Source organism: Acidianus infernus (assembly GCF_009729545.1).
Classification (GTDB): Archaea; Thermoproteota; Thermoprotei_A; order Sulfolobales; family Sulfolobaceae; genus Acidianus; species Acidianus infernus.
In genome coordinates this window covers 1,161,668-1,181,415 of sequence record NZ_WFIY01000004.1, presented here as the reverse complement: position 1 = coordinate 1,181,415, position 19,748 = coordinate 1,161,668, and the positions used below count along the sequence as shown (strand labels likewise).

Here is a 19,748-nt window from a genome sequence, read left to right as displayed (position 1 = left end):
AATAGTAAAAAAGAGAAAGAAATATTAGGTTCAAAATGTAAAATGACTTACGTGAACTATGAAACAAATGAAGTAAAACTTGGGGATCTTGAATACAGAGTGTTACAACTGTTGAAGGAGAACTCTAGAATACCAGTAAGTGAAATTGCAAAGAAGCTCAAAGTGAGTAGATCTACAGTATCTAGGATTATTACTTCTCTCCAAGAAAAGGGAATAAAATTTACTGTAGAATATAACGAAGGAGTAACAGCCTTTGTGGTAACGAGTAAATGTCCTCAAAATGCTGAATGCTTTGAACTGATAGACGGAAATATAATGGCAGTTATTCATGCTAGGGATTTAAACGAGCTCGAGGAGGAACTCAAAAAGATAAATGATGAGAAGAAGTACTTATTTCTCTCGCATAAAAAGGTTGGTAAAATCAACGTTAGAGTTGAGATGAGGTGTGATTATTGTGGTGGAGTAATTAGGGGGTCTCCTTTAATTCTTAAAAAAGGTAGGAAAACTTATTACGCTTGTTGTAAAGCCTGTCTTGATGGGCTGAAAAATAAACTAAAGTAATTGGTGTTTTTCTAAATACATCTCAACATCCATAATTTTATTTCTCCTATTCTATCCTCTTTACTCAGATTTATTCCATATTTTTCTAACCTTTTCTACCAATTCTTTCGCTTTATTTTCCTCTAATGGGTACATTGGAGGTCTAGGTACTCCAACGTCATAGCCTTGAAGTTCTTTCACTAGGTAGTACATTGAGGAGATCTTACCGTAGGGAATCGTAGTTCCATCAATTTCGTCTATCTTTAACTGCAAATCCAGTGCTTTTCTCATGTCTCCAGCCTTTATGTATTCTCTCAACTGAGAGAATAATTCTGGCATGTAATTCCCTGCACCTACTACTGTGCCGTCTAGAATGCTAAGTGAAGCAATTGCGAGATTTTCTAAACCGTTGTACGTCTTTATTCCTAATTCCTTGTACCTTATTGTGTGAGCAAAATCAGGATTAGTATCCTTAACGCCTTTTATACAGTCTATTTCCTTAGCAAGGTTTACATCAACGTCCTTACCAGTTGCCCCAGGATAATTATAAAGGTAAACGGGGTGCTTGCTCGCTTTACATATTTCCTTGAAGTACTTTACTATGAAATCCTTTGGAATTGAAAAATAAAAAGGAGGATAAGAGGCAACTGCAATTAAATCCTTCTCATTAGCATAATTTACTAACTCCAAAACTTCCTTCATATTAAGGGAACCCACTTGGAATATTACCTTATTAGTAACGTCGAGAACGTAGTCCAACATTTTCCTTTTCTCATCTTTAGATAACGCAGGACCTACACCAGTTGTGCCGTTAACGAAGATTATATCAACTCCTTTCCTTAACAAGTTCTCCACGTGAGTCTTAACTTTCTCTCCGTCGATTTCTCCTTTTTCATTAAAAGGAGTTAGAATAGGAACTATAATCTCCATTTAGTATCCCCTCCAAGTGTTTTTAACCACCCAAACCGGTTCTTCTCCAACTTCTAAAGGAATTGGTTCGGCCTTAAGTTCTTCCAAGAGCTTCTCGTTAACGTCAACTCCTATACCCGGCTTTTCCGGAACTTTTACGTAACCGTCTTCTACTGGAGTCCCGTTATAGACCAGGTCTCTCTTCCATTGAGGGAACCAATCGTAAAAGTTCTCCAGGATTAAGAGGTTAGGAATAACTGCACTTAACTGAATAGAGACAGCGTTCTGTATAGAACCAAAAGCGTTATGGAATGCAATTTCTACGTCGTTTGCCTCAGCTAAAGCTACCACTTTCCTTGCAATTGTAACTCCACCAATGTTTGTAATGTCTGGCTGTAAAACGTCAGCTAGCCTATTATCTATGTAGAACATAGCCTCCTTTAGGCTTATTAACCTCTCTCCTAGGGCTACTGTAACCTTAGTTGATGAACGATACTTTTTATAACCTTCAATGTCCTCGTGATGAACAGGCTCTTCCATGAAGAGTGGATTGTATTTTTCCAGTACATGCGCAATTTTTATTGCAGAATTAGCGTTAAACCTACCGTGATGTTCAATCATGATGTAAACTTCGTCTCCTACAGCTTCCCTTACAGCCTTAACCCTTTCCTCTGCTTCTCTTAATCCTTTCTCGTCTATCCAATCGTAATATTGGCCAAAGGGATCAAACTTTAGCCCTTTATAACCCATTTTTACAACCTCCTTTGCTTTGTTTGCGAAGTCCTCTGGGGTAACGCAATCTGAATACCAGCCGTTAGCGTAAACTAAAACTTTGTCTCTAAACTTTCCTCCCAAAAGCTTGTAAATAGGAGAACCCAACTCCTTACCTAAAATGTCCCATGAGGCAATATCTATTGCAGAAACTGCTGTTGCGGATTCAAAAGACCTAGCCAAGTAAAAATCTTGTTTATACCATTCGTGGTAATTTTTCTCGACTTCCTCCACTTCTTTTCCTATAAACGTCTTTGAAACTTGTTTTATTGCGTTATATACCGAAATTACCCTCAGCGTAGGAACAGCTTCTCCATAGCCTACTGCACCGTTAGATGTTGTAACTCTGACTAAAATCATTGTTGAAGCCCAGGTTGCTCCTCCTTTCTCTTTAGAAGTTAACACGATTGGTTCTATTTCTTGAATCTTCATACAAAATAGTCGAAGCAAATAATCTTAAACTTTATTCCTTTAATTTATTCATGAGATTTTTCATAACCGGAAAACCTGGAGTTGGAAAGACCACTATTTTAATATACGTAGTAAAAGAATTAATTAAAAGAAACTACACGGTTGTAGGATTTTATTGTCCGGAAGTAAGGGAAGGGGGAAGGAGGATAGGATTTAAGATAGTCAGCATTCCTACAGGGAAGGAAAGATGGTTAGCCAAAGTTGGAGAAGGCAAAATTAAGGTAGGAAAATATGCAGTGCAAGATGAGGCTGAGGAGGTGGTTAAGGACGTTAAAGATTCTCTACCTAAAGCTCAAGTTATAGCTATAGACGAAATAGGCCCCATGGAGTTGTCTATGCCTTTAATAAAAAGCTTAATAGACGAAGTACTAAAGCTTGATAAACCTTTAATTGCCGTAGTCCACAGGAATGTAAAACTTAACGTTGACGGTAAAACTTACATAGTTACTGAGGAAAATAGGGATTCACTAAAGGAGAAAATTCTAAATGAGATTGTTAGAACTTTAGGCTAAGAGAAGATCCTAGAAATTTATAATAAAAAGACTAGTTAAAGTTTCTTAAGTCTAGAGATACTACATAAATATTAACTCGTCTTAATAAAAAAGAACGCGTCCATTCCTTCAAGTTACTCCTTCTATTTCCTTAACTAAGTTAACGATTTCGGCATGAACAAAAACTTGAGGGAAATTACCAGTAAATTCCTTCTTTTCTACGTCAACGTGCTCTCCAACTAAATGAAGGCTTCCCGCAATTCGTTCAATGTCGGATATAATTTCCTTAACTTCCTCAGTCCTTCCTAGCCTTACGTAGACCCTAGCAAGCCATAAAGTAGTTAAAAGGAAAGGATGCTTCGCCTCTCCCATAAAGTCTCCCTTATATCTTTTTACAAAATTCCCCACCTTTAGTTCTTTCTCTATTTTGGAAAGAGTGTTTAGGAACAATCCATCCTTTTCGCTTATGAAGCCGTAAAGAGGTGCAGAAAGTATTGATGAATCTATATCTTCGCTACCCGCAAACCTTGCAAGGTAACCGTTAGAAACGCAATTTTCTAAAACCCATTTTCTGATTTTCTCTTTACTTTCCTTCCACCTATCTTCTTTGCCTATATACTCTGCTAGTTTTCCTGCCCTATCTAACGCAACCCACATCATTATCTTAGAATGAGTATAATGCTTAGGCTCTCCTCTATCTTCCCATATTCCGGAGTCCTTAATTAGCCAATTTTCTGAAATCCAATCAGCAATATGTTCAATCTTATCAAAAACATCTTTAATAAGTACTGTATCTCCGGTCTTTTCAAAGTACTTGTAAAGAGCATTCATGAAGAATCCTTCAACGTCGAGTTGTATTTGCTTTGATGCTGCATTACCTACCCTCACTGGTTTTGAATTTTTATACCCAGATAACCACATTAATTTCACTTCTGGCGGAGGAATTGTACCCTCCACAGTGTATAGGGGATAATAGAAAGGTTTTGAAGTAAAATTAACCAAGGATAAAAGGAAGTTGAGTATCCTTCTAGCTTCTACTATAAATCCTGCATTAATTAAAGCTTCAGCAGTAATTGAAGAATCTCTTATCCAAGCAAATCTGTAATCCCAATTTCTAGAGCCTCCAACAACTTCCGGCAAAGAGGTTGTAGGGGAGGCAATTGATGCTCCAGAAGGAGAATAAATGGAACCTAAAAGTACGTAGACTGAAGATCTATAGAGGTCTTCGTATACCTTAGATCTAACGTTAAAGCTTTCCCAATATTTTATGGTCTTTTCGAAAGGTTTCTCAAAGTCCATTTGCAGAGCTTTCCCTCTCTCGCTAAACGCTCCGTGCTCCTTATCAGTTGCGTAATTCGCTACTAAGAATCCTTTTCCTTCAGAAAACCTCCAAGTGAATGAACTTTCTCTACTAACTTTTCCGTCCCATTTATACAAGAAAGCTACGCAATCTCTTCCCTTAGGGTTAACGAACCTATCCCCTAATATTATTGGCCTATAAAGGGCGTACTTAAAAGCCGGTTTGAAAACCACTGTAAATGGCACATCGCTCTCCACTTTCCTTATTATTACAGTCTCGCCAAGAGGAAGTAAATCGGTAACCTTTAGCGAACCGCCCCTTTCTGTTTTTACTTCAGTAGTTAAAACTAGTGGATGTTCATAATATTTTTTAATACTTTCTATTTTCTCAGGGAGTATTGAGAATTCTCCTCCGTCCTCATCTAGCAATTTAGCAAAGATAGATGGAGAATCAAATTTTGGCACAGGAAACCATACTATTGAAGTCCCTTGTATAATGGCTGATGTTATTTGATTAGAAATAAAACCCAATTGCATGTTTAAAAGTAGTGCCCAACTTATTTAATATCTTCATGAAAGGGCTAGCCTTTATTTTCATTTTATCCTTAAAGGAAGATCAAGAACCCGAGTTAGCTGAGGCATTTAAAAGAGTTGATAAAATGAAGGACAAACCTCGCCCTTCCAGGGCGGGGAGGAGTTCAGAGAACAAAGTTTCTCCCAGAGAATCTGAGGAGATATACATAGCATTAGAAAAAGGGGAATTCTAAAGTATTCGGGCTTAATAGCAATCGTTATTACTTTAAGTTAATTTTCTTATCCTTTGGAAAATTCACGAGCATAGAACTCATAGTTTTTGGATATTTGTTCGAGCTAATTGTAGTAATTTCAATTTTTCTTACATTAAAAAGTAAGTCTACTTTTTCCTCTATTGTGAAGTAATATTTACAGCTAGTCTGCCATTATTTTTATTTGATCTATGGATAATAGTGATTATTGGAGACGTAATAAAGACGATTGGAATATCGTATTTTATATATAAATTTAAGTAATTTTTTTAAAAAAAATAACACAATATTAATAATTCAATGTTTAAACAACATTCGAGTTAACATTCTAGCTATAAGAGCTTTATTTACCAAAATCGTGGGGCTTGAAGTTAAAACGGATTTTTATTGTAATTTATATTAATCGTTACTATCTAGTAAAAATTTCCATATTGGTATAAAATTTATCTCTCTTATCTTGTCCTCATAGTCCCAAGTTATTACGATCTTGTCCCTAGCCTTGACCTTGTTTAGCCCTTCAATTTCCCTTTTAGGAATTTCGTCCTTTCCAGAGGCGTAAGTAACTTGGATTGCTTTATCCCTTGTGAAAAAATCTATTTCGTAGTTATCCCCTTTAAAATAAAAGAGATTTTCTCCCATCCTAGATAATTTTAAGGCAACAAGGTTCTCCATTATCCTTCCCTTTGAACTGTCGAGTGCAATTGAAGATATGAACCCTGGGTCTACAACGTAGACTTTCTTTGGCGAAGTAATACCTTCCCTAGGTTTGTTTGTGAACCTTTCGGATGTTATTATTACGTAAGCGTTTACAAGACCATTAAACCATTCCTCCACTGTGTTGTTGCTAAGTTTTAGTGTTTTAGATAGTTTGGACAATGAAATTTCGTTAGAATAATACTTTATTACGTTAACGGCAAAGGCTTTGAATAGTTCTATCCTCTTAATCCTTAACCTTTGCACAACGTCCTTATACACAATGTCTGAAAATATTGAGAAAATGAAGTCCTCAGAGATCTTTAGTACTTCAGGAAAGCCTCCAACTCTCATATAATTTTCTAACTCCCTTTTAATAACTCCCTCTGATGGCGTGGTAAATGTATCTTTTATTCTTTCGATTTTAACTCCTTTAAACCTCAGATATTCGGAAAAGGAAAAGGGGAATAAAGTGAAGTTTATATGCCTTCCAGTTAAGGCAGTTGCCAGTTCTCCAGAAAGGAGTTTTGAATTACTCCCAGTTATTATTATCCTCTTTCCTTCTTCCCTCAGCCTATTTACAAACAATTCCCAGCCTTCCACGTTTTGAATTTCGTCAAAAAGGAAATATTCTACCTCACCAAATAACTCGTAAATAGCCTTTTCCACTTTATGTAAATCCTCAACTTTAATTCCAGCTAGTCTATCATCGTCAAAGTTTATGTACCCAAAATTTTCTCCTCTTAATAACATTTCAGCCAATGTTGACTTTCCACTCCTCCTAACTCCAAGTATCGCAAGGACGTTGGGGTGAGAAAGATATTTTTTCAAATTTGGAACATCTCTCTCTATAATTCTTTCATTTTCAAATTTTCTTTCTAGTCTAGCTCTCTGGTCTACCAACACTTGTTTTATTTCACTCACAGTATATAATTCTCCTTGTTATTTATAAGCTTATGCAGTATACTGCATAAGAATTACGTAAAGCTTATATAGTATACTGCATAAGAATAATTGAATAAATAAATGTTATATTCAAATAATTGTTATATGGCTATTATATTTAATTGAAAATCCTCTAAACTATTTAACGCTCTATAAAAGGCGTTAAGATTGGTTTAGTAATAAAATGAACGACAAACCTCGCCCCTTCTAGGGACGGGGTAAAGCTATTTAACCTTCAACAATGACTATTCGTCATTGCACCCTCCTCTGGTCAACTTTATGAGGAGCGGTAGCCAAGTTCTACTCCCGCAATACCGGAGGAGGGTGTCTACGAAGTTAAATACTCAGAAAAGAGGGCAAACGTAGTCCGTCTTCTTCCAAATGGTTTTCAAGAAAGAAAACTGAGGAGATTAGCTAATCTCTCTGCAAAGCTCTTCAACGAAGTTAACTATGAAAGAAGACAACAATTCTTTCACGAAGGGAAAGTAGACTTTAAGGGAACGTGGAACAAGTACTACGAGAAGTATAAGGACAAATTGGGCGTTAATGCTCAAGCTGTCCTTCAGAAGAATAATGAAGCTTGGTCATCATTCTTCTCCTTGTTAAAACTGAAGAAGGAGGGAAAACCACCACACATGAACCGCGTTTCTCCGCCTATATACTGGAAGGACAGAGAAGCAAGGAAAAGAAAGCTAATACTAATTGCAGAAGTTCAATCGTTAGCTGACAGAACCAGAAACATTGGCGAGGGTGAAGCATATCTGGAATTGTTAAGGGAGAAGAGGAGGTTGTTTAAGAAACTAACAAGACGCCTTCTTCACCTCTACCGTAACTTAGCCTCTCACCTTATTAAAACACTCTACGAACTAGGAGTATCGACAATTTACTTAGGTTACCCATTCAATATTGTGAAGGAGAAGGGTAATAAGTTCACACTGAATATGTGGTCTTACCATAAGTTAATGGAATCCATAGAATATGGTATGAAAGTGTATGAAGTCGTTGAGTACAATACGTCAAAGTACTGTGCTTATCATGGCGTGGAAGTTAAGAGGAACCCAAGAGGAGTAGTTATTTGCCCCAAGGGGCATAAACTTCACAGCGATTTGAATGGTGCGTTAAACATTCTAAAGAAGGCAACAAGAATACTCGTCAAAGTCCATGTAGTTTAACGCTTTCATGGAATAGCTAACCTTTATTCTTATTAAATCCTATTATACTTATGAATGAAAGAGAAGAAATCCTTAGGAAGATTAAGAACCCAGAGTTGGCTGAAGCATTTAAGAAAGTTGATAGGGCAAAGTTTCTGCCAGATAACCTAAAAAGTTATGCTTATACTTACGTAGATGAGCCCTTGCCTATTTTACCGGGGGTTACTACCACAGCCTTGAGCTTAGGAATTTACATGCTTGACGAATTGAATTTGCATAAGGGTCAAAAAGTCCTTGAAATAGGGACTGGGATTGGTTACTATACTGCTCTAATTGCGGAAATCGTTGATAAGGTCGTTAGCGTGGAGATTAACGAGGAAATGTATAGATACTCCTCTAGATTGCTTTCCGAGTACCAAAACGTAAAGCTAGTGCTAGGAGACGGGACGTTAGGATATGAAGAGGAGAAGCCCTTTGATAGAGTAATAGCCTGGGCTTCTACGCCAACTCTTTTATGTAAGCCTTATGAACAACTCGAGGAAGGAGGAATAATGATTTTACCCATGGGGGTAGGGAAGGTGCAAAGACTTTACAAGGTAATTAAGAAAGGTTACACTCCTATACTCGAAAATTTAGGGGAAGTCGTATTTTCGAGAATTAGAGGGCTTTTTGGCTTTTACGACGATTACGAGGACGACTTTGAGAGCAGACTTAGCAGGTTGGAAAGGCAAGTAAGGTCAATACTAAGTAGGTTGGAAAAGAAAGTTTAACAATCTCAATAATTCTTAGCTTTCTCCTTCAAATTCAAGTAATCTTCTCCCTATTCCTTCCAATTTTAAGCTTTCAGCTTATCTAACTGACTTCCTCCCAAGGGACTGAATCCTTTTTCATGACAATTGAGAACTTTTTATATTCGTCTATTATCAGCTAATTTTGTGGAGAAACTACTGAGACCCAGGGAGGCTTGCCAACTGCTCAGCATTTCATACACAACCTTGTTAAGATGGATTAGGGAAGGAAAAATTAGGGCAATAACAACTGAAGGCTGGAAGTACAGAATACCCTACGGCGAGGTGAAAAAATACCTAGAAAGAAGGGAGGAAATAAGGGCAGTAATTTACGCAAGAGTATCCTCAACAGACCAAAAAGAGGATTTAGAGAGACAAATAAACTACCTAACGAACTACCCTAGTTCAAGGTGTAAAAAACTAATAGGTGAGTTAAGTGGAGAGGACGGTGAAGTTAAGAGTTAAGGTTAATTACGCCACCTACTCAGCACTCAAAGAAGTTGAGAAAGAGTATAGAGAGGTTCTAGAGGAGGCAGTAAATTACGGGCTTACAAAGAACACAACGTCATTCATTAGGATTAAGGCCGGGATTTACAAGACTGAGAGGGAGAAGCACAGGGACTTGCCATCCCATTATATTTACACCGCTTGTGAAGATGCCAGCGAGAGGCTAGATAGCTTCAATAAGTTGAAGAAGAGAGGAAGGAGTTATACTGACATACCGTCAGTTAGGAGGGTTACTGTTCATCTTGATGACCACTTGTGGAAGTTCAGCCTCAGCGTGATTTCAATTGCTACTAAGAGGGGTAGAGTTTTCATTTCTCCAATCTTCCCAAAGATCTTTTGGAGGTATTATAACAACGGTTGGTTAATTGCTAGTGAGGCTAGGTTTAAACTGTTGAAGGGGAATGTTGTAGAGTTCTTCATAGTTTTTAAGAAGGATGTTAAATCTTACGATCCAAGGGGTTTTATTCCAGTAGACCTTAACGAGAATTCTGTTTCAGTTCTAGTTGATGGTAAGCCCTTATTATTGGAGACTAACACTAGGATGATTACTCTGGGTTATGAGTATAAAAGGAGGTCGATAACTAATGGTAGGTCTACTAAGGATAGGGAGGTTAGGAGGAAGTTGAGGAAGTTGAGGGAGAGGGATAAGAAGCTTGATGTTAGGAGGAAGTTTGCTAAGTTGATTGTTAAGGAGGCTTTTGGGAGTAGGAGTGCTATAGTCTTGGAGGATTTGCCAAAGAGAGTTCCGGAGCATATGGTTAAGGGTGTGAAGGATAAACAGCTTAGGTTGAGGATTTATCGTTCGGCATTTTCTTCAATGAAAAATGCTATTGTTGAGAAGGCTAGGGAGTTTGGTGTTCCCGTAATCTTGGTTAATCCTACTTATACTTCTTCTATTTGCCCTGTTCACGGGTCGAAGATTATTTATCAACCCGATGGGGGCTCTGCCCCAAGGGTTGGTGTTTGTGGGAAGGGAGGAGAGAGGTGGCATAGGGATGTTGTTGCGTTATATAATTTGAGGAAAAGGGCTGGAGATGTGAGCCCCGTGCCGTTGGGCTCTAAGGAGTCCCATGACCCACCTGTCGTTAAGGCTGGCAGGTGGTTGAGGGCTAAGTCCCTACACTTGATCATGATTAATAAAATGAGTGAAATGAAAGTGTAGGGACAAACGGTAGGAGTCAATATTATGGACGTGGTAGAAATAATACTCGGAATTGCTTTACTCCCGTTGTTTATACTAAACGAAAGTAAAGTACAATCTCCAATAATAAATTTGAGAGTATTTAAAATAAAGCTTTTGTCTTTTTCCTTATTAGCTAGCCTATTTCAAGGAATAGGAGCTCTTTCAATTACATTCCTTTTAATAATGTACTTACAAGGAGTTAGAGGATTAACTCCTCTACAATCTTCATTACTTTTAACGCCGGGCTACGTGGTTGCCAGCGTATTGGCTCCCTTCATGGGAAGGATTGCCGATAAAGGAAGGCCAGGATTATTGGCAGGAATAGGCTTGCTTTTCATTTTCTCATCTCTCATGCTCTATTATTTTATTCTAACCCCGTCTACTCCTTATTTCACGATATTATGGATAACCGCAATAACCGGTATAGGCTCGGCAATGTTCTGGCCATCAAACGCTACTGCAGTTATGTTTTCTGCACCTAAAGAATACTATGGTTCAGTATCAGGGGTTTCGAGGACTTTAGGCAGTATAGGAACTACCTTAAGTTACGTTATGAGTATTACCATAGCAACTTTAGTAGTTCCAAGGCAGGTCGCTTTTGAAATTTTCCTAGGAACTAACGTTTTGGAGGGTGGCGTAAGTAATGCCTTTGTTAATGGCTTACATTTTGCGTTTTTGATTTCTGCAATAATCATAATCATAGCGGCATTATTTTCAGTTTTAGGCGGTTCAACAAACGTGAAGAGATCTTATTAGGAAATTTTCCTTCTTCTTTACGCCTCTTCCCTTTATTCAATTTAGTTTTGTACTAAACGTAGATTTGAAAGATTATATAAACATTTTTAGAAGTATATATCTAACGACGGATAATAAAATTTTACTTAACTAACTTATACTACTTATATTTCCAAGAAAGGTTTAAGTAAAATAATATACATAATGATTAAAGGGTGTTTTTTATGGCAGAGCAAAAACGAATTCACACAAACATTCCCTTTAGATTAGATAGATTGCCTTGGTCACCCTGGCACATTCTTGTGGTAATATCCTTGGGAATAACTTGGATTTTAGATGGTCTAGAAGTAACAATAGTCGGCATAATAGGAGATGTTTTAAGGAGTCCAGTAACATTGGGCTTATCCTGCTTTGAAGTAGGATTTTTAGGGACAGCCTACTTGATAGGTGCGGTAGTTGGTGCAATATTCTTCTCTTATTTGACAGATAGGTATGGAAGGAAAAGGTTATTCATGATAACTTTAGGAACTTACATTGCGGGAACTGTAGCTTCAGCTATTTCTTGGAACTTTATATCACTCGCAATATTTAGAACAATAACGGGATTGGGAATAGGTGGAGAGTATTCTGCAATAAATTCTGCAATAGACGAGTTAATTCCTGCAAGGGTAAGAGGTTGGGTCGATTTGGCAATAAACGGTAGCTGGTGGATTGGAACAATAGTGGGCTCGGCACTTTCACTTTATATACTAAATCCGGCAGTCTTTCCAATAAACTTAGGTTGGAGATTAGCGTTCTTTGTAGGAGCTTCCTTGGCCTTTGCAGTTCTCCTCATAAGGAGATATTTGCCAGAAAGTCCCAGATGGCTATTAGTTCACGGAAGAGTTGACGAAGCGGAAGAGATAGTTACTCAGATAGAGAATAAAGTGAGAGACCAAACAGGGAAAGAACTTGAGGAACCTCAGAAATTCTTAGTTATTCATCCCAGAGATACGATAGGTTTCAGCGATGTCATAAATACAGTATTTAAGAAATATCCTAAGAGGGCAATCCTAGGTCTATGGCTAATGGCTGGGCAAGCATTCCTATATAACGCAATATTCTTCACTTATGCATTAATACTAGGCAAATTCTACGGTGTTCCCGCAGATCAAATAGGTCTTTATATATTTCCTTTCGCAATAGGTAACTTCTTCGGCCCACTATTACTAGGAAAACTATTTGACACATTAGGAAGGAAAACCATGATATCATTAACTTATATACTATCGGGGGCGCTTCTTGCCTTCACTGGATACCTATTCTACCTAGGAGTATTGAGCGCACTAACTCAAACTATAGCATGGGTAGTAATATTCTTCTTCGCCTCAGCAGGAGCAAGCTCAGCTTACTTAACAGTTAGCGAAGTATTTCCTTTAGAAATTAGGGCAATGGCAATTGCAGTATTTTACGCAATAGGGACCGGAATAGGAGGAGCAATAGCTCCTTCAGTCTTCGGTGCATTAATAGGCTCCGGTTTGCCGATAAATCTATTCTACGGTTACCTATTAGGAGCGAGTTTAATGGCAATTGCAGGAGTAGTAGAGATATTTTACGGTGTTAACGCGGAAAGAAAAAGCTTAGAGGAGGTTGCGAGACCGTTAACAGAAGTTGAGAAAATTGAAGAATAAAAAGAAGAGATAATATATGCACCTTCTAACTTAAATTCACTTTTTATCACTCTTTCTTTTTAATACTAATCCAAAATGATAAGGTCCAACTTCAAATTCTTTTTCTAGCTCGAAATCCTGTGAAAAGAAATTGACGTAGTCTTCTTTGCTCATCCTTACGCTCTTAGGTGGTCCAAAGTTGGCGTCTTTCTTCCAGTCTATTATTATAATCTCACCTCCAGGCTTAAGAATTCTCTTAACTTCCTCGTAAACTTTCTTCTTATCCCTCATATCGTGGAAAGAGTTTGCAAATAAAACCTGGTCTACGGAAGATGAAGGAATAGACGTTTTACAAGCGTCTTCATTAAGGAATATCGCGCCCTTTGCTAACTCTCTAGCAATGTCTAGGAGTTCCTTATTCCTATCCACACAGTAAACCTTCTCTGCATACTTAACCAAGAACTGGCAATAATATCCTGGACCACAACCTAACTCTGCAACAACGCCGTGGATAAGAGAAGGAAGGAACTTTTCTGGATCTTCTATCTTCCTCCTTTCTGGATTTAGAAGATGGGTAACAAATTTATCCATAGATTACTTTCTCTTCCAAATTTAAAAATGTTATTCTAATTTGCCGTGAGGACTTAATCTTTTTCCTTTCTCTATTACGTTTATCTGAACATGAACTTCATGAATTAACAGCCCAATTATTAGTGAAACTGCACCAAGCATTAAACTTTCTTTACCTAAAGAGACGATAACCACTAAGGAGAGAATGATGGAAATCATTTGCAGGACAGGGTAAGCAGGTGCTGAAAACTTTCCATGCATTCCTCTCCTCCTAGAAATAATTACTGCCGCAGCGGTAGTAATATATGAAAACACTGTACCAAAGTTTGAGACTAAACCTATTACTTCCACGTTACCTAAAGCTAGAGAGGAGATCATTATTCCTAAAACTACAACAGACGAAAGAGTATCTTTGGAAAATCTTCGAGGTATTAAATCATCTTCCGCCATTTGCTTTAGTGTCCTAACAGTTGCTATTATAGTTGATAAAGTAACAGTTACTGTAGCAATTATTGCTGTAGTCGAAATTAATATAACTACGTAAGTAGGGGCGTGAATCTGTTGGAGGGCAAAAGATAAAGGATTACCTTGAGTACCGTAAACTTGCCATGGCAATACGTAAAGCATGGAAAATACTACCAAGATGTAAAGTATAGAAGTAACAATTAAGGAAAGGATTATTGCCTTTGGAACTTTCCTTTCTCCGTCCTCAACGTCTGGAGTTAAAGTAGCTATTGTGTTAAATCCCGAATAAGCGAAGAAAGCTAGAGAAGCTCCGGAAAGTATGCCTTGAATCCCATGAGGGGCTATTGGGGTAAAATGCGAAGAAACGAATTTACCTACAAGGATAGAAAATGAAATGAAAGAGACAAGTCCTATTATGTTTATAATAACTAACGCAGTTTCAATTTCTGATGCTAATTTTAATCCTGCCAAGTAAATTAAGCCAAGGGCTATTATTAATACTCCCGCAATTACATAGTCAAGGGAAGGAAAAGGTAAATAACTTGCGAAACCTAGGGCAGTAGCTGCACCAGAGATAGAGTAAGAGATCATTCTCATCCATCCAACTAGAAAGCCTACAGTGTCTCCCATGGTCAGCTTAGCAAAAGAGTAAACTCCACCTTCGGTGTTAGGAAATTTTGACGCTAATTCAGCGCTGTTTAACCCTATGCTCATTGCTAACAAACCCGTGACGATGAAAGAAAGTAACGCCCCTGGTCCTGCTAAGTAAATTATGCTCCCCGCCATTACAAATATTCCTGCTCCAATAATATTTCCCAAACCTATTGCTGTAGCCTCAAGTAAGTTAAGCTTTCTTTTCACGATAAGAGAAGCAAAGTCTTATCTTAAAAAATTAAACACCAAAATCGTTAACTATGTGAAAGGAAGAAGCTCCTAACTAGCATTATTAATAATGAGGATTATACTTTGTTACAGAGAATAAAATTTTAAACTCACTCTGAGTCTAACAAATTAACAACGTTAATTTCCAGTTTAATTGATTGAGGGTGGCATTATTTTTAAGGTTAGAAGTCGAAATTAATATATGGAGAAAATTCAAGAGTTATTCATTAACGGAGAATGGGTTAAGCCTTCTTCTGAAGAATACTTAAATAAATATAATCCTTCTACAGGAGAACTTTACGGAAAATTTGCCGCGGCATCAAAAGAAGATGTAGATAGAGCAATAGATGCAGCATATGATGCGCAGAAGAAATGGGAGAAATTAACTTCAGTTGAGAGGAGTAAATATCTCTACAGACTAATTGACCTAATTAGGCAGGACAGAGAGAGCTTAGAAAACCTATTAATGGACGAAGTAGGAAAGCCTAGAAAAGAGGCAGTACAAGAAGTTGATGGAGTCTTAGATCAGTTACAGTATTATGCGGAATTTGCAAGAAAAATTACCGGCGACGTTGTTGAGGGAACAAAGCCAGAGAGAGTTATATTCCAGTATAAGGTTCCCTATGGCGTAGTTCTTGCCATAACTCCATGGAACTTTCCAGCCGCAATGATAGCTAGAAAAATAGGCCCAGCATTAATAACCGGTAATACAGTAGTTCTAAAGCCTAGCTCAGATACACCGTTTGTAGCAGGTTGGATAGTTGAGAAAGTAAGACAAGCAGGATTTCCTCCCGGAACTGTTAACCTAATAACTGGCAAAGGAAGCGTTATAGGAGATTACATGACTTCTCACAAAAAGATCTCAGTAATAACCTTGACTGGAGAATCAAGGACTGGAGTTCAAGTAATGAAGTCTGCCTCCTCAATCATGGCTAAATTAATTCTAGAGTTGGGAGGAAAAGCTCCGTTCATCGTATGGAAGGATGCTGACTTAGAATTAGCCGCAAAAGTATTGATGTGGGCAAAGTACTGGAACGCTGGTCAATCGTGCATTGCAGCAGAGAGGCTTTACGTCCACGAAGACGTCTACGATAAATTCCTCAATCTGTTTATAGAGAAAACCAAGAGGTTAAAGATAGGCGAACCTAGGACCAGTGATATGGGACCACTAATAAATGATCAACAATTAAAGAAAGTCTCAGGCTTCGTTGAAGAGGCAGTAAATCAAGGAGCAAAGATATTATATGGAGGAGGTAAACCACAGTTACCGGAGAGGTATTCTAAAGGTTTCTTCTACATGCCTACAATATTAACTGACGTAAGACAGGATATGAAGATATTCAGGGAAGAAATATTTGGTCCAGTAATTGGTGCAATGAAAGTTGGAGACGATTTCGATGAGGTTATAGAGTTAGCAAACGATTCAGACTACGGCTTAGCTTCATACTTGTTTACAAAGGACGTTAGTCTAGCTATGAAAGCTGCTAGGGAAATAAAGTTTGGAGAGCTTTACATTAACATGCCAGGACCAGAGGCAACTCAAGGTTATCATACAGGATTTAGAATGTCTGGTCAAGCTGGAGAGAACTCAAGATACGGAGTTGAAGAGTACGTTAAGGTAAAGAACGTATACATAGACTATAGTAAAGATCCTACGGCAGGAGAAGTGATTCCACCTTATACAGATTAAAAAACGACAATATCTTTTCTTTCTTTTTCTTTAAAAAAGATTTTTACTCTGGAGGTATTTCTTTAAAAGCTGTTGAAACGTCTATTCCTTCTCTCTTATGCTTATACCAAGATGCGAAATATACTATGATTGCAAATGCATATGCGGATACCACGAATGTTAGAGTTATCATATTTACTCCACTAGACGTCATAAAGCCGAATAATGGATTAGTAGCAGCCTCGTATGCTAAGTAAGATAAGTATCCTGCAGCGATTATTCCGGCTATCTGTAATACTCTCTCCTTATTCTTAAATCCATATACTGCCCCTGCTAATACTCCGAAAAGTAAATACACTGCGCCTAAAATTGTAGTTCCGTAAAGTGATGTAGCTGCAGAGACTGACATCACCGGTACTGCAAGTAATATCAACGTTATTGTTAAATCTAATAAGTGAGCGTAAACTGGAGAGCCGTACTTGTTTACTTCTGAAAACTTCTCTGGCAATACTCTATCAAAGGATAGTGCAAACACGTACCTGGAGAACATAACGACTCCATATGATAAAGTATAGAAGTTCCAGAGTATTACACCCAAGCCTATGATCCACTGTAATACTGGATTACCTGCTAAGGCAATAGCCACTGTCCAGAAGTTATAAATGAAAGTAGGATATGCTGTAATATTAAAGTTATACCCAGCGACTAGGTCCATCTCTAGAAACGCTCCAGTAACTAGTAAAAAAGTTAGTAAGGAGGCAATGATGATATTAAGTTTTGCAACCTTTTCTGCGTTCCTAAACTCTGCTGAGACCGCAGGTCCTGCATTAATCCAAGGATATGTATATAATGCAAACATGGGTAAAAGTGCTAATGTTGCAAATATGCTGAAATCTGAAGGGAAGAAAACTTTGCTTGATGTTGTTGGTATATTAAATGCTGAGGCAAAAGGAGCAATTTTAGTGGCAAAGTCTGAAGCATTAATGCCTATTACTATAATTCCTAGAATTAGAGAAAGAATTGAAAATAATCCTAAACCAGTAACCAGTTTATATCCCCACGATGCTTTCCTTATATTTAAGGCTATTACAATTCCGAAAAATAGTGCAGAAATTCCATAAAATATTAACCTTTGATCTAAAGTTGGAGAGCAATAAGGATTAACAAAAATGTGTGAGGCTAAATATAGCAAAGAAGGATTTCCGTCTAACTTACCAATTACGCAAAGTACTGCATTAACTGATGACGCAGAAAAGAACGCTATTATTGCAAAATACGCAGTGCTTTGTATTAAATAAGATAATGCCAAAATTGAACCGAGTCTTCCGTCAATGTTTCTAGTTATCCACACATAATCTCCTCCCGTCCTCCTAATTTTTAACGTCATTAGCGTGTAAACAATAATTTGTGGAATTGATAGTACAAAAGCTAACACTGACGCTAGCCATAATACTCCTCCTTGAGTAACATAAGGGGAAATAGACTCGAAGAGAGCTTCTCCTGCAGAGAGGTTCCCTAGATTGAGCATTATTGCATCAGTTAATGAAACATCTTTTATTAACCCAGAACTTTCACGAACGAAAATTTTACTTGAGCTAGCCATAATTAGGCGTAAAAATAAAGACTTTTAAATTTTTCCACTTCGATTTTTAAAAAAGTATATAAAGGTCTAAAACCATAATTATGGAATACCAAATTTAGCTTCAGAAATTATCCTCTCTAATGCATGCTCAGTACCTTGCTTAAAATGTTTCGCGTTCCAACTCTCAGCTAAAGTTAATAAAAGGCTCATTTTAACTCTCCAAGTTGATATTATTTCATTCTCTTTAACTTCTACTATGTTATAACCTTTTATAGGACCTGAAAGATAATTGAACGTGAGTTTTCTATTCTCGTCGTCAATTATAAGCCTTATCCTTCCCTTAGAGGGAAAGGCGAACCTTACTGTCCCTTCATAAACTCCTTCTGCAATTTTATCAACATGAAGTTCCCTAGTCCCCTTCCAATATTTAGGAATAGAATTTACGTCCTTTACTATACTCCAAACTGCCTGAGGAGAAACATCAAACTTCCTACCTACGCTGAAGGTTATCATAAAGAATTAAAGTATTTCGCGAATAAAAACGTATTTATGACTAGGAAACCTGTAAAGAAGCAAAGACCAGAATGAACTCCGGCAGGAAATGATTAGAATATATAACCGCAGGCCCTACACTTGTATTTCTTTCCAATTTTTATTACTACAGCGTTACCACATCTAGGGCACAAATTCAAGGCAATTCCTCCTTTAATTCTTCTTCCATCGGCTACTATAGTTACGTCCCTATCATGAGATTTCTTTTCAGTGAAAGTAATGTTTTCAACTCCTTCTTCTTTATACCCGCACTTAGGACAAACCATTGAATTTCCTTTAGGTTTCATGTAGGAACCGCACTTTGGACAAAATTTCATACGTTGATGTGGTCTAATTAATTAAAAGCTTTATTCACAAGGTCAGATTGATTCTGGGAAAATTTTTAATAACATGTTTCTGAAGTGAGAAATATGATAATTAAAGAATGTAAATTTAGTTTTGAAGAATGTGAAAAAATGGTAAAAGATAAAATAAAGGAAATAGGTGAAATATTTGCTGAGATAGACCATTCTAAAAATGCTGAAAAGGTAGGACTTTCTTTACCTAAAGATAAGGTTATAATATTCGGCAATCCTAGGGCAGGGACTTTATTAATGCAAGAGAAGATAGAGGTAAGTCTCGATCTTCCTCTTAGGATAGCAATTTGGGAAAAAGATGGGAAAACCTTTCTCGGAACAAAAATGCCAAGCGAAATAGCCAGAGAGTATGGGGTCAAACATGATATAGTTAAGAAAATGGATGAGGCAGTAAATTCAATAATCAATTCGATAACCTAAGGCTTATCCCTACCTCCTCCCGCCTTAGAGGGTTCCCTCCCAAGGGGCTTATCAATTCGAGTCCAGAGAACTACCCTCCAGAGAAATGCTGGGGAGAAGCTCATTAACGCCAAAAACTTTCTTTGGCTACCCATCCTCTTTCCGCCACCTTAATCCCCTTTTTTGTAACTAAAGGAGTATGACGGACAATGCTCACGATGGTGGGGTATTAGAGTGTTAGGTATTTGGATGGCGGCCAGTTTATGTTGGAGATTGCCCCAAATTAGGAAGGTAGTCGTGTTCCCTCGAAGGGTGTATGATCCCTTAAGCCCGTAACGGAATTAAAGATAAGTTAC

Annotated in this window: 18 protein-coding genes and 2 pseudogenes; 11 read left to right on the top strand and 9 right to left on the bottom strand. The window is 37.6% G+C overall.

What is annotated here, in order from left to right:
* Nucleotides 1-42: 42 nt before the first annotated feature.
* Nucleotides 43-561 (top strand): TRASH domain-containing protein, encoded by a 519-nt coding sequence (locus tag D1867_RS06955; protein WP_155864420.1) that lies wholly within the window; start codon nt 43-45, stop codon nt 559-561.
* A 60-nt stretch (nt 562-621) separates the two neighbouring features.
* Here the strand turns inward: D1867_RS06955 and D1867_RS06950 are convergent, their stop codons facing one another.
* Complete coding sequence (locus tag D1867_RS06950; RefSeq protein WP_155863353.1) at nt 622-1,470, bottom strand: bifunctional 2-dehydro-3-deoxy-phosphogluconate/2-dehydro-3-deoxy-6-phosphogalactonate aldolase; 849 nt, start codon at nt 1,468-1,470, stop codon at nt 622-624.
* The gene (locus D1867_RS06945) at nt 1,471-2,652 is read right to left on the bottom strand and encodes a mandelate racemase/muconate lactonizing enzyme family protein (RefSeq protein ID WP_155863352.1); all 1,182 of its coding nucleotides are present in this window, start codon (nt 2,650-2,652) and stop codon (nt 1,471-1,473) included.
* A 50-nt stretch (nt 2,653-2,702) separates the two neighbouring features.
* Here D1867_RS06945 and D1867_RS06940 point away from each other — a divergent pair, with 50 nt between their 5' ends.
* The gene (locus D1867_RS06940) at nt 2,703-3,203 is read left to right on the top strand and encodes an NTPase (RefSeq protein ID WP_155863351.1); all 501 of its coding nucleotides are present in this window, start codon (nt 2,703-2,705) and stop codon (nt 3,201-3,203) included.
* 108 nt (nt 3,204-3,311) lie between these two features.
* Here D1867_RS06940 and treH1 read toward each other — a convergent pair whose 3' ends face one another.
* Nucleotides 3,312-5,018: an alpha,alpha-trehalase TreH1 gene (gene treH1, locus D1867_RS06935; protein WP_155863350.1), complete on the bottom strand. Its 1,707-nt coding sequence runs from the start codon at nt 5,016-5,018 to the stop codon at nt 3,312-3,314.
* Nucleotides 5,019-5,053: 35 nt separating this feature from the next.
* Between treH1 and D1867_RS06930 the strand changes: the two genes are divergently transcribed.
* A complete protein-coding gene (locus D1867_RS06930) occupies nt 5,054-5,248 on the top strand; it encodes a hypothetical protein (RefSeq protein WP_162309161.1) in 195 nt (64 codons plus the stop codon).
* A 417-nt stretch (nt 5,249-5,665) separates the two neighbouring features.
* On the opposite strand, the gene D1867_RS06925 is transcribed toward D1867_RS06930, so the two are convergent.
* Nucleotides 5,666-6,883 (bottom strand): ATP-binding protein, encoded by a 1,218-nt coding sequence (locus tag D1867_RS06925; protein ID WP_338077994.1) that lies wholly within the window; start codon nt 6,881-6,883, stop codon nt 5,666-5,668.
* Between the two features lie 557 nt (nt 6,884-7,440).
* Between D1867_RS06925 and D1867_RS06920 the strand changes: the two genes are divergently transcribed.
* The 6 genes and pseudogenes from D1867_RS06920 to D1867_RS06895 all read left to right on the top strand — a co-directional run bounded on the left by D1867_RS06920 (nt 7,441) and on the right by D1867_RS06895 (nt 12,938).
* Nucleotides 7,441-8,076 (top strand): transposase, encoded by a 636-nt coding sequence (locus D1867_RS06920; protein WP_155863348.1) that lies wholly within the window; start codon nt 7,441-7,443, stop codon nt 8,074-8,076.
* 50 nt (nt 8,077-8,126) lie between these two features.
* The gene (locus D1867_RS06915; RefSeq protein ID WP_155863347.1) at nt 8,127-8,825 is read left to right on the top strand and encodes a protein-L-isoaspartate O-methyltransferase family protein; all 699 of its coding nucleotides are present in this window, start codon (nt 8,127-8,129) and stop codon (nt 8,823-8,825) included.
* Between the two features lie 165 nt (nt 8,826-8,990).
* Nucleotides 8,991-9,269: pseudogene (locus tag D1867_RS06910) on the top strand (excisionase family DNA-binding protein); the annotation flags it as partial.
* A 10-nt stretch (nt 9,270-9,279) separates the two neighbouring features.
* A complete protein-coding gene (locus tag D1867_RS06905; protein ID WP_338077993.1) occupies nt 9,280-10,512 on the top strand; it encodes an RNA-guided endonuclease InsQ/TnpB family protein in 1,233 nt (410 codons plus the stop codon).
* Between the two features lie 12 nt (nt 10,513-10,524).
* A pseudogene (locus D1867_RS06900) lies at nt 10,525-11,289 on the top strand (MFS transporter); the annotation flags it as partial.
* A 203-nt stretch (nt 11,290-11,492) separates the two neighbouring features.
* Nucleotides 11,493-12,938, top strand: a complete 1,446-nt coding sequence (locus tag D1867_RS06895) for an MFS transporter (protein WP_155863345.1) — start codon at nt 11,493-11,495, stop codon at nt 12,936-12,938.
* A 36-nt stretch (nt 12,939-12,974) separates the two neighbouring features.
* Here the strand turns inward: D1867_RS06895 and D1867_RS06890 are convergent, their stop codons facing one another.
* Both D1867_RS06890 and D1867_RS06885 read right to left on the bottom strand, forming a co-directional pair.
* On the bottom strand, nt 12,975-13,508 hold the full coding sequence (locus D1867_RS06890) for a class I SAM-dependent methyltransferase (protein ID WP_155863344.1): 534 nt from the start codon (nt 13,506-13,508) through the stop codon (nt 12,975-12,977).
* A gap of 30 nt (nt 13,509-13,538) precedes the next feature.
* Complete coding sequence (locus tag D1867_RS06885; protein WP_338077992.1) at nt 13,539-14,813, bottom strand: APC family permease; 1,275 nt, start codon at nt 14,811-14,813, stop codon at nt 13,539-13,541.
* A 223-nt stretch (nt 14,814-15,036) separates the two neighbouring features.
* Here D1867_RS06885 and D1867_RS06880 point away from each other — a divergent pair, with 223 nt between their 5' ends.
* A complete protein-coding gene (locus D1867_RS06880; RefSeq protein ID WP_155863343.1) occupies nt 15,037-16,524 on the top strand; it encodes a D-glyceraldehyde dehydrogenase in 1,488 nt (495 codons plus the stop codon).
* A gap of 43 nt (nt 16,525-16,567) precedes the next feature.
* On the opposite strand, the gene D1867_RS06875 is transcribed toward D1867_RS06880, so the two are convergent.
* The 3 genes from D1867_RS06875 to tfs4 all read right to left on the bottom strand — a co-directional run bounded on the left by D1867_RS06875 (nt 16,568) and on the right by tfs4 (nt 18,954).
* The gene (locus tag D1867_RS06875; protein ID WP_155863342.1) at nt 16,568-18,106 is read right to left on the bottom strand and encodes an APC family permease; all 1,539 of its coding nucleotides are present in this window, start codon (nt 18,104-18,106) and stop codon (nt 16,568-16,570) included.
* 78 nt (nt 18,107-18,184) lie between these two features.
* Nucleotides 18,185-18,598, bottom strand: a complete 414-nt coding sequence (locus D1867_RS06870) for an SRPBCC family protein (RefSeq protein ID WP_155863341.1) — start codon at nt 18,596-18,598, stop codon at nt 18,185-18,187.
* 92 nt (nt 18,599-18,690) lie between these two features.
* Complete coding sequence (gene tfs4 / locus D1867_RS06865; protein WP_155863340.1) at nt 18,691-18,954, bottom strand: transcription factor S4; 264 nt, start codon at nt 18,952-18,954, stop codon at nt 18,691-18,693.
* 93 nt (nt 18,955-19,047) lie between these two features.
* Here tfs4 and D1867_RS06860 point away from each other — a divergent pair, with 93 nt between their 5' ends.
* Entirely contained in the window at nt 19,048-19,413 is a 366-nt protein-coding gene (locus D1867_RS06860) for a DUF302 domain-containing protein (protein ID WP_155863339.1), read from the top strand.
* The last annotated feature ends 335 nt before the right edge of the window (nt 19,414-19,748 follow it).